The sequence below is a fragment of the Pseudomonas sp. GB2N2 genome (assembly GCF_054897705.1).
The window spans coordinates 3,353,715-3,366,362 of the sequence record NZ_CM142701.1 but is presented as its reverse complement, the minus strand read 5'-3'; the positions used below and the strand labels follow the sequence as shown (position 1 = coordinate 3,366,362).

Annotated in this window: 11 protein-coding genes and 1 pseudogene; 8 read left to right on the top strand and 4 right to left on the bottom strand. The window is 59.3% G+C overall.

Annotated features, from left to right (window positions below):
* Positions 1-28 precede the first annotated feature (28 nt).
* Together ACYZT4_RS15625 and ACYZT4_RS15620 are read right to left on the bottom strand one after the other, a co-directional pair.
* Positions 29-2,440 (bottom strand): glucose/quinate/shikimate family membrane-bound PQQ-dependent dehydrogenase, encoded by a 2,412-nt coding sequence (locus ACYZT4_RS15625; RefSeq protein ID WP_461981052.1) that lies wholly within the window; start codon positions 2,438-2,440, stop codon positions 29-31.
* 74 nt (positions 2,441-2,514) lie between these two features.
* Complete coding sequence (locus ACYZT4_RS15620) at positions 2,515-2,826, bottom strand: hypothetical protein (protein WP_461981050.1); 312 nt, start codon at positions 2,824-2,826, stop codon at positions 2,515-2,517.
* Positions 2,827-2,899: 73 nt separating this feature from the next.
* On the opposite strand from ACYZT4_RS15620, the gene ACYZT4_RS15615 reads away from it, so the two are divergent.
* On the top strand, positions 2,900-3,130 hold the full coding sequence (locus ACYZT4_RS15615; RefSeq protein WP_131060937.1) for a VF530 family protein: 231 nt from the start codon (positions 2,900-2,902) through the stop codon (positions 3,128-3,130).
* A 2-nt stretch (positions 3,131-3,132) separates the two neighbouring features.
* Positions 3,133-3,780 (top strand): Pr6Pr family membrane protein, encoded by a 648-nt coding sequence (locus tag ACYZT4_RS15610; RefSeq protein WP_461981048.1) that lies wholly within the window; start codon positions 3,133-3,135, stop codon positions 3,778-3,780.
* Here the strand turns inward: ACYZT4_RS15610 and ACYZT4_RS15605 are convergent.
* Both ACYZT4_RS15605 and ACYZT4_RS15600 read right to left on the bottom strand, forming a co-directional pair.
* On the bottom strand, positions 3,777-4,562 hold the full coding sequence (locus ACYZT4_RS15605) for a siderophore-interacting protein (RefSeq protein ID WP_461981046.1): 786 nt from the start codon (positions 4,560-4,562) through the stop codon (positions 3,777-3,779). The two genes, ACYZT4_RS15610 and ACYZT4_RS15605, sit on opposite strands and share 4 nt — an antisense overlap.
* A complete protein-coding gene (locus ACYZT4_RS15600) occupies positions 4,559-5,149 on the bottom strand; it encodes a PadR family transcriptional regulator (RefSeq protein ID WP_461981044.1) in 591 nt (196 codons plus the stop codon). Before ACYZT4_RS15600 ends, ACYZT4_RS15605 begins: the two co-directional genes overlap by 4 nt.
* Before the next feature lie 502 nt (positions 5,150-5,651).
* Between ACYZT4_RS15600 and ACYZT4_RS15595 the strand changes: the two genes are divergently transcribed.
* The 6 genes and pseudogenes from ACYZT4_RS15595 to ACYZT4_RS15570 all read left to right on the top strand — a co-directional run bounded on the left by ACYZT4_RS15595 (position 5,652) and on the right by ACYZT4_RS15570 (position 12,599).
* Positions 5,652-6,143, top strand: a complete 492-nt coding sequence (locus tag ACYZT4_RS15595) for a CS1 type fimbrial major subunit (RefSeq protein WP_461981042.1) — start codon at positions 5,652-5,654, stop codon at positions 6,141-6,143.
* 111 nt (positions 6,144-6,254) lie between these two features.
* Positions 6,255-8,777 (top strand): CS1-pili formation C-terminal domain-containing protein, encoded by a 2,523-nt coding sequence (locus tag ACYZT4_RS15590; RefSeq protein ID WP_461981040.1) that lies wholly within the window; start codon positions 6,255-6,257, stop codon positions 8,775-8,777.
* Positions 8,778-8,781: 4 nt separating this feature from the next.
* Entirely contained in the window at positions 8,782-9,996 is a 1,215-nt protein-coding gene (locus ACYZT4_RS15585) for a hypothetical protein (protein WP_461981038.1), read from the top strand.
* Positions 9,997-10,040: 44 nt separating this feature from the next.
* Positions 10,041-10,712: pseudogene (locus ACYZT4_RS15580) on the top strand (molecular chaperone); the annotation flags it as partial.
* A 105-nt stretch (positions 10,713-10,817) separates the two neighbouring features.
* Positions 10,818-11,318, top strand: coding sequence for a CS1 type fimbrial major subunit (locus ACYZT4_RS15575; protein ID WP_461981036.1), 501 nt, complete (start codon positions 10,818-10,820; stop codon positions 11,316-11,318).
* Positions 11,319-11,354: 36 nt separating this feature from the next.
* Positions 11,355-12,599 carry a hypothetical protein gene (locus ACYZT4_RS15570; RefSeq protein WP_461981034.1) on the top strand — a complete coding sequence of 415 codons (1,245 nt, stop codon included), beginning with the start codon at positions 11,355-11,357 and terminating at the stop codon, positions 12,597-12,599.
* Positions 12,600-12,648 lie beyond the last annotated feature (49 nt).

Here is a 12,648-nt window from a genome sequence, read left to right as displayed (position 1 = left end):
GTCGCCTTGGTTTTTACCGCGCTGAAGCTTACTCAGACAGCTTGTACGCCATCACATAGTCACCTTGCTTGGTGCCCAGCGAACCATGACCGCCGGCGACGACGAGCACGTATTGCTTGCCGTCCTTGCCGGTGTAGGTCATCGGTGTGGTTTGCGCGCCGGCTGGCAGGCGGCCTTCCCACAGTTGCTTGCCGTTTTTCACGTCGTAGGCACGCAGGTACTGGTCGAGCGTACCGCTGAGGAAGCCCACGCCACCGGCAGTGGTGAAGGTGCCGCCCAGGCTAGGCACGCCCATGGTCAGCGGGATTGGAACCGGCGAGCTGTCGCGCACGGTGCCGTTCTTGTGCTTCCAGATGGTTTTCGCGGTGGTCAGGTCGACCGCTGCCACGTAACCCCAGGCGGGCGCCTGGCACGGCAGGCCCATGGGCGACAGCAGTGCTTCGAGGACCACGCCGTATGGCGCGCCTTTGTTTGGCTGCACGCCTTCGGTTTCACTTTTACGCGGGCCTTGCGCGGCAATTTCTGCGGCCGGGATCAGCGTCGATTTGAACGCCATGTAGCTCGGGTTCACGAACGCGATCTGACGCACCGGGTCAACCGAGATACCGCCCCAGTCGAACACACCGAAGTTGCCGGGATACACCAGCGACCCTTGCAGCGACGGCGGGGTGAACGGGCCGTCGTAACGCAGGGATTTGAAGTCGATCCGGCAGATCAGTTGGTCGAACGGGGTCACGCCCCACATGTCGCGCTCTTGCAGCGGCGGCGGCATCAGGTTGAGCTCGGATTTCGGTTGGGTCGGCGAGGTGTGATCACCGGCGACGGCGCCTTGGGGCACCGGCACTTCGTTGATCGGCACGATCGCTTTGCCAGTGCTGCGGTCGAGCACGTAGATGCTGCCTTGCTTGGTGGAGGCAAGGACCGCCGGCTTCACGCCATCAGCGGTCTTCAGGTCCATCAAGGTTGGCTGGCCACCGACGTCCATGTCCCACAGGTCATGGTGGGTGAACTGGAAATGCCAGCGCACTTTGCCGGTGCCGATGTCGAGGGCGGTCAGGCCGGCGGCGTGCAATTCAGACTCGGGGGTGCGTTCGCCACCGAACTGGTCCGGGGTCTGGTTGCCCATCGGCAGGTACAGCATGCCGAGTTTTTCATCGACGGCGAACATGGACCACATGTTCGGCGAGTTGCGGGTGTAGACCTTGCCGTCGGCAATCGGAGTGGTGTCGTCCGGGTTGCCACTGTCCCAGTTCCACACCAGTTTGCCGGTGTGTACATCGAACGCGCGGATCACGCCGCTCGGCTCGTCGGTGGAAACGTTATCGGTGACGTGGCCGCCAATCACCACCAGGTCCCTGGTCACGGCTGGAGGCGAGGTGGAGTAGTAACCGCCGGCATTGAAGCCGCCGATGTTGGCGCTCAGGTCGATCTGGCCTTTGTTGCCGAAGTCTTCGCACATCTTGCCGGTGTCGGCGTTCAGGGCGATCAGACGGGTGTCGGCGGTGGGCAGGAAGATCCGGCGCGGGCAGGCGTTGCTGGCCGTTGCCGGGCTGGCGCTGCCGGTGGGGCTCTGCTCGGACGCGTACACGGCGTCATCGTGATACGACACGCCACGGCAGGTCATGTGCGCCCAACCCTTGAAGTTCGCCGCGTTCTGGGTGGAGAGCTTCGGATCGAAACGCCAGATTTCCTTGCCGGTGTCAGGGTCCAGTGCAATCACCTGGCTGTGCGGCGTGCACACGTAAAGCATGCCGTTGACTTTCAGCGGCGTGTTTTCGGCAGTGGTTTCACCCGGATCATTCGGACCGGGAATGTCGCCGGTGCGATAGGTCCAGGCCGGAACCAGCTTGTTCACGTTTTGCGCAGTGATCTGCGTCAGGGGCGAATAACGATCGCCGTGGGCGCTGCGGCCGTAGGAGTTCCAGTCACCGTCGGGCATGGCCGGGGCGGTGTTGGTCATGCCTGGCACGCTGTCACGGTCCAGTTGGCCTTTGGTTTCACCGGGGTTGGTGAACTGGCTGGCCAGTGCGGTAACGCCGGCCAGCACCACGGCCACGCTCAGCGCGCCGGTGCCGGTCCTGGCTTCGCCTTCGCGCAGCAACGGACGACGAAACCAAGGCAGCAGCATGACGATGCCCAACGCAAACAACAGCGCCAGACGCGGCACCAGTTGCCACCAGTCGAGGCCGACTTCCCACAGGGCCCACACCGTACTGGCGAACAGCACCAGCGCGTAAAGGCCCAGCGCCATTCGGCGCGCGGCGATCAACAGCGCGCCGGTCAGTGCCAGGCCGATACCGGCCAGCAGGTAATACAGCGAGCCGCCGAGCATGCTCAGCTTGATTCCCCCGGCCAGCATGGCCAAGCCCATTAGCAGAAGCAGAATGCCGAGCAGGGTCGGCAGTAGACGGCTTCGACTCAAAGCACCCTCAGTGCTCATAGTGTGGTTCTCCGTGACATTTCTAGTAGTCCCGCGCAAGTTCACTGTAGATGACGATCCGGCGTGGGCATGGTTCAGATAAAAAAGTGAAACTGTTGCGGTCCTCTGTAGGCGTGAGGTTCGTTGAAAGCGGGCTCCAAGACAGCGCTGTCTCGCAAAAGCTGAAAGGATAATGTCCTGTTACAAATAGAGAAAGGCCTTTTGCCGAGATGAATTTTTGCCGATTTGGTAACAGTCAGCGTGCAATTCCATTTTTCACCAAATCCCTGTAGGCGTCGGCTTGCCGGCGATAGCGGCGGTTCAGCCAACATCATCTTTGCCAATGAAATCGTCATGTCCGGCAAGCCGGCGCCCACAAGTGCACCTACATTGAAAAGAGTGCGCACAGACGCTTTCCCCCAACGCTGCCCTCGGCTAAGGTGCGCGGCTTCCAACTCATCCACCGCTCGAAGGCCCGGCATGACCGAACAGAACAACAACCCGCTGCACGGCGTCACGCTGGAGCAAATCCTCAACGCGCTGGTGGAACATTACGAATGGTCGGGGCTGGCCGAGCGCATCGATATCCGTTGCTTCAAGAGTGACCCGAGCATCAAGTCGAGCCTGACGTTCCTGCGTAAAACCCCATGGGCGCGGGAGAAGGTCGAACATCTGTACGTGAAGTTGATGCGTACCAAGCGGCCGCTCTGATCATGGTCATACGGCCTGCCGTGCGCCGTCGTCTGGTGGCCGTGGCTGCCGTCCTTGGCTGGGCGGGTTTGAGTATTCAGCTGTACCTGATTTTCTATTCGCGCTGGATGCTGGGCGCAAGTTTGCTGGGTGGGCTGCTGAGTTTTTTCAGCTACTTCACCGTACTGACCAATACGCTGGTGGCGACCGTGCTGACCTGTGAACTGACGTCCCGCGAATCAGCGGCGCGACGCTGGTTTTTGCAGCCGTCGGTCAGCAGTGCGATTGCCGTGAGCATCGCCGTGGTCGGCCTCGTCTACAACGTACTGCTGCGCCATTTATGGCATCCCGAAGGCTGGCAATGGCTGGCCGATGAGCTGTTGCATGACATCATGCCGCTGCTGTTCCTGGCCTGGTGGTGGTTGTGTGTGCCCAAGGGCACGCTGCGATGGCGGCACATTGTGCTTTGGCTGATTTATCCGCTGGTGTACTTCGCCTATGCACTGCTGCGCGGCCATCTGCTGGCGGTTTATCCGTATCCGTTCATTGATGTGGATAAGTTGGGTTATCCACAGGTGTTTGTGAACGCCGGGGGATTGTTGATGGGGTTTATGGTGATTGCGTGGGTGGTGATCGGGTTGGATCGCCGCCGTCGTTACGGTCTGCGTTAATCCTCGTCGCCGTCATCCAACCGCCAATAACCGGCCGCTTTGACGAACTGATCGTTAAGCCCATGCTCCTCCAGCAACACCCGGCGAATCTGCCGCGACACTTTGCTCTCGGTCGCCACCCACGCATACAGATTGCCGCTGGGAACTTGCAGTTGCTTCACGCTGGCCAACAGGTTGTTCCGGCCACCCTCGCGCAACACCCAGATCACATTGACCTGCGCCGGGCTGTGCAGCTTCTGCTGCTCCGCGCCGTTTTCCACTTCGATTACCACCAGCGCCCGGCGATTGGCGGCCAGGCCTTCCAGCCGCCGCGCAATCGCGGGCAGGGCGGTTTCGTCGCCGATCAGCAAGTAGCTGTCGAAAATGTCCGGCACGATCATCGAACCTCGCGGCCCGCCGATGTGCAGGAATTGTCCGGGTGTGGCCTGTTCAGCCCAGGTCGAGGCAGGACCGTCGCCGTGCAGCACGAAGTCGATGTCCAGTTCCAGTGTGTCCAGGTCATAGCGCCGCGGCGTGTAATCACGCATTGCCGGCATCGGGCCGTTGTTTTTGCCGGCACCCAGGACCAGGTTTTCCAGCGCCGCGAGTTCGGCGGCGTTCTGTGGGAACAGCAGTTTGACATGGTCGTCGGTGCCGAGGCTGATGAAGCCGGCCAGCTCGGGGCCACCCAGGGTGATCCGGCGCATGCGTGGGGTCAGGTCGACCACCCGCAAGACTTCCAGGCGACGTCGTTTGATTTCATGCATGACGCGATGGATGGTGTGCTCGATCACTTCAGTCATTCGCTTTTCTCCGGTGCATGGGCAACGGCGGGGCCGTCGACGATGGCTTTGGCGGTGTCATTGAGCAACGCGGCAACCCGCAGGATTTCTTCCGGGCTCCAGCGCCCGTGGTGCAACTGCAAGGCATGCCGCAGGTTATGCACTGCTTCATGAATTTCGGCCGGTCGGTCATGACCGCGCAACGAGCGCTTGCTGACATCGATGCGCATGCGCACGCCGTCCAGCGCAATCGCTTGCTCGCTTAAAGAAAGACGTCCGGCGTCGGTCACGCTGTAACGTTTTTTTCCGCCCTCGGCATCGCCCAGAATCATTTCGCTTTCTTCGAGAAAGGTCAGGGTCGGGTAAATCACCCCGGGGCTGGGGCTGTAGGCGCCGTCGAACATGGCTTCGATCTGGCGGATCAGGTCGTAGCCATGGCAGGGTTGCTCGGCGATCAACGCCAGCAGCAACAGCTTCAAGTCACCGGGCGCGAATACCCGTGGGCCGCGACCGCCACGTTCGCGGCCGGGGCGTTTTTCAAAGCCGTCGCGGCCGTCGCCGTGTTCGCGGTGGGGAGAATGGTGGTTGGGGGAATGATGGTCTCTCATTTTTCTGCTTCTCTCGTCATGTTTAGACATAACTTAAGATATATCTTAATGCGCCCGCAAGGCTTTTTTTGAGCATTGATCGCATCACTCGACGGGTGGTACAGGCTTCCCGTCATCCGTGAAAGCGCTGACGACTTATTTTTCTTCCAGTAAAGGCGGTATCGGAAAAATTAAAGTTATCGCTCTAATTTTAGTTGAGCTTATATTCTAAATTTCGTGAATCACCTGTATTAACTAACTGAAATCGCTGTATGGTTTTTTCATGAAAACTGTATGTAAGGCGCAACTTACAGCTACTGTTTCCAATATCGTTCTTTCTGTTTTTTTTCTTTCCGGTCATGGAGTAGTTGAACTACGAGTTCGTCGGAAGTTGCCTGCTTACTTTCCAGAACAAACACTTGATCATGCCTCGGGTTGAAATCACAAACCTATACACCTCACTGCGCAGGTGTTGTTTGAGATTTCAATGAACCGATCCTTTCAAGCAAACAGGTACTGAACGATGTTCAAGAAATTCGCAATCGCTGCCCCTCTGGCTGTTCTCGCACTCAACACCTCGATGGCCTTTGCTGCGGGCGAAGCCACTCACTCCATCAGCCTTGTTGCACATGTGCCGACCAATGGCTTCTATGTGGTACCGACTGACTCGGACCTGGTCAACAAAGACCAGGACATGAGCTACCAGCCGACCACCGGCAAAATGCGTGAAGTCAACGGTTTCTTCGACGTGCGCAACAACAACGGTTCGGTTCACGCCAGCCTGGAAAGTACGCCGAAACTGATCTCTGGCGCTCAAGCCATTGATTTGAAAGTCGAATTCAACAACAAGGAACTGTCTCTGACGCCTCAATTGGTGGTGGGTGAGTCCGAGTCCGACGTGAACTACCGCGCGCCGCTGAAAATCAGCGCCGTAGGTACAACTTTCCAACCGGGTGACTACACCGGCGTGGTCGCAATGACCTTCGACGCTGTGCCGCCAATCGCTGCCCGCTAATCAAGCGTTCTGGCAACAAGCGCTCACCTTCATAAGAAGCGTTTACCGGCGGACATCCCCAGCTGGCTTGTCCGCCGGACTTCAACTTGTTCGTAATCAGAGTACGAGTTCATGTTCCCGATGACACCCATCGCGGCAACGCTTGCGTTGTTGTTTTGTGCCAGTGCCATGGCGGCTGCCGATTCCGTCGGTACGACACCGCGAAGTCTACTGGCCCAGGCCAAAGGCTTGCCCGCGGACTTCGAGGAGCATTTTTTTGATGTTCCTCTGGCCGTGCGGGTAGAGCTTGATCAACAGCCGTTGGGGGAGGCCATGGTGGTGCTGTCGCGTGATGATCGCGTCACGCTGCTGGAGTTCACCGACACCAGCGAAAACCGCTACAGCCCCGCCGAGCGGGAAAAGTGGGCGAGCTATCTCAAACCTGGCGTGGCGCTGGGTAATTGCTCCGGTTCCTGCCCGGACCAGGTGCTGGCGGTGCACTACAACCTGGAAAACTCGCTGGTCTCGATCCTTACCGAAAACGCTGAGCGCGACCTTGAAGCCAAGCGTTATTTCGAGCAGCCCGAAGGCGGCAGCAGCGGCCTGATGGTGCGTAACCAGCTCAATCTCAACGGCGGCCAGGAGCAGGATCTGGGCGGTCGCTTTGGCCTTGAAGCCAGCGGCAGCCTGGGCAACTGGAGCCAGACATTCAATATGCAAATGGCTCGCCTTGGCGGTCCGGACGACAAGCTCTACCACGCCGTCCATGAGTTTTACACCCAGCGCGAGTTGCAAGGCAATTTCGTTCGCCTGGGCTATTTCACCCCCAATTCAGAAGGGTTGACGCGCCAACCGCGTACGTTCGGCACCAGCCCCGATACCGCCGTCGGCGTCATGCTTGGCAGCTCGGACAGCCTGGCCATCAACAGTCCGATGCCCAGCGTTTATCCGATCTACGTCACGTCCAATCGCCAGGGTTCGGTGGAGATCTATCGCGACGGTCTGCTGATCAACACGCAATCGGTGCCGGCCGGTTTGCAGACCCTCGATACCCGTCCGTTGCCGGGCGGCATTTATGAAGTGGAGGTACGCCTGATCGAAGACGGCCAGATCACCTCCACCACCCAGGAACTGGTGTACAAGCCTGGCAACTGGCGCAACCTCGACGAGCGCTGGCGCTACAACCTGTTCGCTGGCGAAGAGAGCAAACTGCTCAGCAACTGGGATCAACAGTCCAGCGGCAGCCCCACGGCCGGAGCCTCGGTCAACTACCTGATGCACCCGCGAGTGATTCTCGGCCTGTCGGCGCGGCAGATTCGCGAAAAGCTGCAATACGGCACGTCCATCGACTGGACCCTGGCCAATCACATCAGCCTGTACGCCAACGTCTACCAAACCCAGGATCACGGCACTGGTCTGGACCTGCAAAGCCTTTACAACTACGGTGCCGGCAGCCTGGTGATCAGCCACAACCGCAGCTGGCTGGACACCACCAACCTGTACGACACCCTGCCGGACGGTACCCGCGTACGGCAGCGCAATGTCTTCAAAGGCGAAACCAGCAACTCTTCGCTGGCGATCAACCACCGGCTCAGCAGCAAAAATTCGCTCAACGCGCGGGTGTCCCACAGCGAGGGCAACGTCGAGGGTTTCGGCGTGGACCTGGGTTGGACCCGGCGCACCGAACTGTTCGGCAGCGATGCCAACTGGCGTCTGTCGCTGTTCGACCGGCCGGGCAGTTTCAGCAGCGGCGATGCGCGCAATCGCGGGGTCGATTTGAGCATCAACATGGCACTGGGCGCGCCCGGCGAGCAGATCACCGGCAGCATCGGTTCGCGTACCGACCGTGAGGGTGGACGCGACAATAATGCGTCCATCGGCTGGCGCAAGGACCTCAAGGATCACGTGCTGCAAAATGTCTCGGTCACCGCCCTGACTGACACCTATGGCGTCGGCGTGTCCAGCCTCGCCAACTTCCGCACCGATGCGATCAATGGCGACGGTTTTGTCCAGCGTTCGTCCTACAACGGCAACCTCACCGGCGGCCTGAACCTCGACAGCACCCTGGTGCTGGGCGCTCAGCAAATGGTTATGACGAGCCAGTACGAAATGCGCGGCGCCGGGATGATCGTCGATGTCGAATCGGACATCGATGACATCGCCCTGCGCGCCGACGACTACAGCGGCGGCACGGCGGCACTGAAACCGGGGCGCAACTTCATCCCGATCACCGCCTACCAGAACAGCTCGGTGAGTTTCGATTTCGAGGGCAACCATGTGCCGGCGGCCACCATCGAGCCGGCGCGCACCCGCTATCACCTGAACAAGGGTGGGGTCGACTACCGCAAGGTCCGCGTGATGAAAACCCTGACCGTGCTCGGTCGGCTGGTCAACGAACAGGGGCAGCCGCTCAAGGGCCACCACGTGATCAACCACGCCAGTCGCGGGGTGACGGAGGTGGACGGTTTCTTCTCGATGGAAATGAACGCCGGCTCGCCGACGCTCGAGGTGCGCCAGGATAACCGTTTGCTTTGCCAGTTCCGGCTGAACGCCCAAGCGCATCGCAGCGAAAACAACGTGTTGATGATCGGCGATCTGCGCTGCACGCCGGACACCTTGGCTGATGCAACCTTTACCGATCAGAAGGCGGGTTGAACCGATGAAAAGATTTTCGTACGCAGTGGGCTTGCTCGCGGCGCTGGGCATGCCTTCGGCAGAGGCGGTGAATCAGGAAATCAGGGCGTTGTTCCAGCCGGATCCGTCGCAGCCGAACAAAAACGTGTTTGTTAACAAGACGTCCAACAGTGGTTATTGCGCGAATTACCCCGGTGAGTGCGCAAACAACAACATGTTCAGCATTCAGATTCCGGTCCGGTTCGATTCCACCCGCGCCGTGACGCCTGGAAATGGGCTGGGGATAAAGGTGCCGGCCAACTGGCGGCAGTTGACGGTGACCAATCCGGTCACCCTGGACACCGAAACCGTTGAGGTCCGCATCATTGGTATTGGCTCCAACTTTGTCCTCAGCGATTCAGCGGCCAACCTGGTGGGTGTGTCGGACATCCTTGAGGGCCATCAAAAACTTTGGACCAATAGCAGCTGGGTGTATGCGCCGGCTCCCTGTGGGTACAGCGGTGTCGGGGCCTTTAACCCGACCAGCTACAGGTTTTTCTGGAAAGCGCCGGTCGAGGCGGCTTGCACCAAAGTAGCCGCTTACAGAATCCCGTCGATGTACTTCGACTCCCTCGATTTCGCCTACGAACTGCGCACCCCCAATCCGTTGGGCATGTCGTCCGGGCTGTACACCGGCTCCCTGTCCTACACGCTGGGCCCCAGCGGGGATTTTCAGTTGGGTTCGATGATGGTGCCGGATGACAGCAACCTGACCCTGGACTTCGTGCTCGACGTGCAGCACACCCTGAAAGTCGAACTGCCGCCCGGCGGGAACAACGTGGCCATGGAACCGGTGGGAGGCTGGCAACGCTGGATCGACGGTGGTCGCCTGCCGACCGAGATTTATCGAGACCAGCCGTTCTACCTGTCGGCGTCGTCGCGCTTCAAGGTCATGATGATCTGCAGCTCTTTGGGCGGCACAGAGTGCCAGATGGGCAATAGCCAGGTGGGGTTCTCCAAGTTCGAGGTCCGTCTCACCGTGCCGAGGGGCATCGTCGGCCCCGGCGGTGCTGACGGCTGGGCTGGCACGCTGAATCACAACCTCTGGATCGGACCGTTCGAGCCCACCCGTTACGTTGATCGCAAACCCGGCATGTTGCGATTCCAGATGCCCTCAAAGTGGATCGCTTCCCTGCTCAAGCCCGGCATGAACGGCACGCTCTGGGGATTCGTCACGATCATTTTCGACTCGGAAGTCTGAACCTCCGGGACTGGCCATTTTTCATTTTCACGAGGTTGAAGACGATGACACGTCTGTTTTTGCTGTTGCTGTCCGCTGTGTTTTGCACGGCGGCCCATGCCGGGCCGCAGATCAATGTCGGTACGGTGTACGACTATCTCGACGGCGATAAAAGTACCTACCTCAAACGGGTATTCAACAGCGGTGACAGCACCGCGTTCGTCAAGGTCAACGTGCTGGAGATCGTCTACGACGGCGAGGGCCAGCCGCAGGAAATTCCGGTCGTCAACGCGGCCGACGGTGCCTCGCGCAACGGCCTCATGGCCAGCCCCGCACGGTTGATCGTACCGGCCCAGGGCATGCAGGGCACCCGGTTGCTGTACATGGGCGAACGTGACCGCGAGCGTTATTTTCGCGTGAGGTTCGTGCCGGTGGTGCCGGAAAAGGAAGACGAGTTCGTGGTCTCCACCGAAGAGCGCGAAGACTATAAGAAGAACCTGTCGGCAGGGGTCAATGTGATGACCGGTTTTGGCATTGTGTTTTTCGTACGTCCCAAGGACGCCCGCTATGACACGGCGATCAATGAAACGGCTGGCCGCTACGAATTGCGCAACAACGGCAACACGGTGCTGGTGGTCGATGAGTTCAAAAGCTGCTCGCTGAGCAAGGAAACGGACTGTGGCGCGACCACCAAACACCATGTCATGGCCGGCAAAACCTTCGCTTTCGACAAGGAGTAGGGCCGTGAATACCGTTTCAAGCTGATCGAAGGCAACAGCAAAAAAGACCTGACGGTAACGAGCGGCTGACGGTCGCTCCCATAGATGCGGTAGGTACAGAACATGAACAAGCAATGCGCCGTCGCCACGCTGATGGCTTTCACCGCACTGATGAGTGGCCCGAGCTGGGCAGCCCGGGAAGAGCTGAATTTCGAAGTCACGCTGACCATCCCCAGTCGTCCGTTTTACATCATCCCGACCGAGCCGGACTGGATTCACCGGCCGCAGCGACTCAATTGGGATTACCCCTCGTCGACCCTGGGCGGCGTGCAAAAATATTTCGATGTCCGGCACGACACCAGTGCCATCGAAGCGCGCCTTGGCATTTCGCCTTACCTGTCAAACGGCCGGCCGGGCGAGGAAATCGGTTTGAAGGTCAGCTTCAACGGCGTCGAGTTGAGCCCGGATATTCGCCCCCGGGAAGTGTTGTCCAAAGCAGAGGCCGCGGTGGGCAAAAGGGTATTGCTGGACATACAGCCGGTGAAACCCTCCGGTGGCTATAAGGCCGGGGACTATGATGGCACCATCATTCTGCTGTTCAACGCAAAAGCACCGGGAGAGTAAGCGCCCATCAATTTCAGCAAAAAAAATGGATGAATCATGAAAAGGACGACAAGCTGGTTGGGCTTGGTGACGGCGTTGAGTTTGCCGGGAGTGCAGGCAGCGAATCAGGAGATCCGGGCATTATTCCAGCCCGATCCAGCACAGCCGAACAGAAACGTGTTCACGAAAAAGACGCCTAACAGTGGTTATTGCGCGGTGTATCCGGGCCAGTGCGCGGATAACCACACATTCAGCATCCAGATTCCGGTCCGGTTTGACTCTACCCGCGCGATCACGCCGGGCGCGCCCGGCGATGCAATGGCGTTGAAAGTGCCGGCCAACTGGCGGCAACTGACAGTCAGCAATCGCGAAACGGGTCAAACCGAAATCGTTGAAGTGCGCATCATCGGCATCGGTTCGAATTTTATTCTGAGTGATTCGGTCGCCAATCTGGTGGGGGTGTCAGACATCCTCGAAGGTCATCAAAGGCTCTGGAGCAACAGCAGCTGGGTTTATGCGCCGGCTCCCTGTCAGTACAGCGGTGTTGGATCCTATACCCCCACTACCTATCGGTTTTTCTGGAAAGCACCCCTGGAAAACTGGTGCACCAAAGTGGCGGCGTACCGTATTCCCTCTATGTCGTTTGACACCCTCGATTTCGCCTACGAGCTGCGCACACCCAATCCGTTGGGTATGTCGTCCGGGCTCTATACCGGTGCGTTGTCTTACACCCTCGGCCCCAACGGTGATTTTCAGATGGGCCCCATGATGGTGCCAAACGACAGCAACCTGACGCTGGACTTCGTGCTGGACGTGCAGCACACCTTGAAAGTCGACCTGCCACCCGGTGGCGACAAGATTGCTCTGGAACCTGAAGGCGGCTGGCACAGCTGGATACACAGCAGTGGCAGACCGGCTCATATTTACCGCGATCAACTGTTCTACCTGTCGGCGTCATCTCGCTTCAAGGTGATGATCCAGTGCGAGTCCTGGACCGCGTTCGGAACCGACTGCAGGATGGTCGGCGACAAGGATTATCTGCCATTTCCGAACACCTCCTGGGTACACACCAGACTCAGCCTGCCGGCCGGGATCACCGGCCCCGACGGCGCGCCGGTCAAGGATCTTTTGCTGAAAAGGTACGAGTGGTCAGGTCCCTTCGAGCCGAGCCTGTATGTGGATCGAAAACCTGGAAACCTGCGTTTCGAAATGCCGCAGGAGGCTATCGATTACATGCTGCGCCCGGGTCTCAATGACACGCTGAAAGCCAGCATCGTGGTGATCTGGGATTCGGAAGTCTGATCGCCCGGACCGCGTCAGTGTGAAACCGGCCGGGTGACCGGCCGGCTAA

Coding starts and splice junctions, on each gene's coding strand:
- ACYZT4_RS15605 (WP_461981046.1), bottom strand. CDS start 4,562: ATGACTGAAGTGATCGAGCACACCATCCATCGCGTCATGCATGAAATC.
- ACYZT4_RS15610 (WP_461981048.1), top strand. CDS start 3,133: ATGGTCATACGGCCTGCCGTGCGCCGTCGTCTGGTGGCCGTGGCTGCC.
- ACYZT4_RS15585 (WP_461981038.1), top strand. CDS start 8,782: ATGAAAAGATTTTCGTACGCAGTGGGCTTGCTCGCGGCGCTGGGCATG.
- ACYZT4_RS15615 (WP_131060937.1), top strand. CDS start 2,900: ATGACCGAACAGAACAACAACCCGCTGCACGGCGTCACGCTGGAGCAA.
- ACYZT4_RS15575 (WP_461981036.1), top strand. CDS start 10,818: ATGAACAAGCAATGCGCCGTCGCCACGCTGATGGCTTTCACCGCACTG.
- ACYZT4_RS15590 (WP_461981040.1), top strand. CDS start 6,255: ATGTTCCCGATGACACCCATCGCGGCAACGCTTGCGTTGTTGTTTTGT.
- ACYZT4_RS15625 (WP_461981052.1), bottom strand. CDS start 2,440: ATGAGCACTGAGGGTGCTTTGAGTCGAAGCCGTCTACTGCCGACCCTG.
- ACYZT4_RS15595 (WP_461981042.1), top strand. CDS start 5,652: ATGTTCAAGAAATTCGCAATCGCTGCCCCTCTGGCTGTTCTCGCACTC.
- ACYZT4_RS15600 (WP_461981044.1), bottom strand. CDS start 5,149: ATGAGAGACCATCATTCCCCCAACCACCATTCTCCCCACCGCGAACAC.
- ACYZT4_RS15570 (WP_461981034.1), top strand. CDS start 11,355: ATGAAAAGGACGACAAGCTGGTTGGGCTTGGTGACGGCGTTGAGTTTG.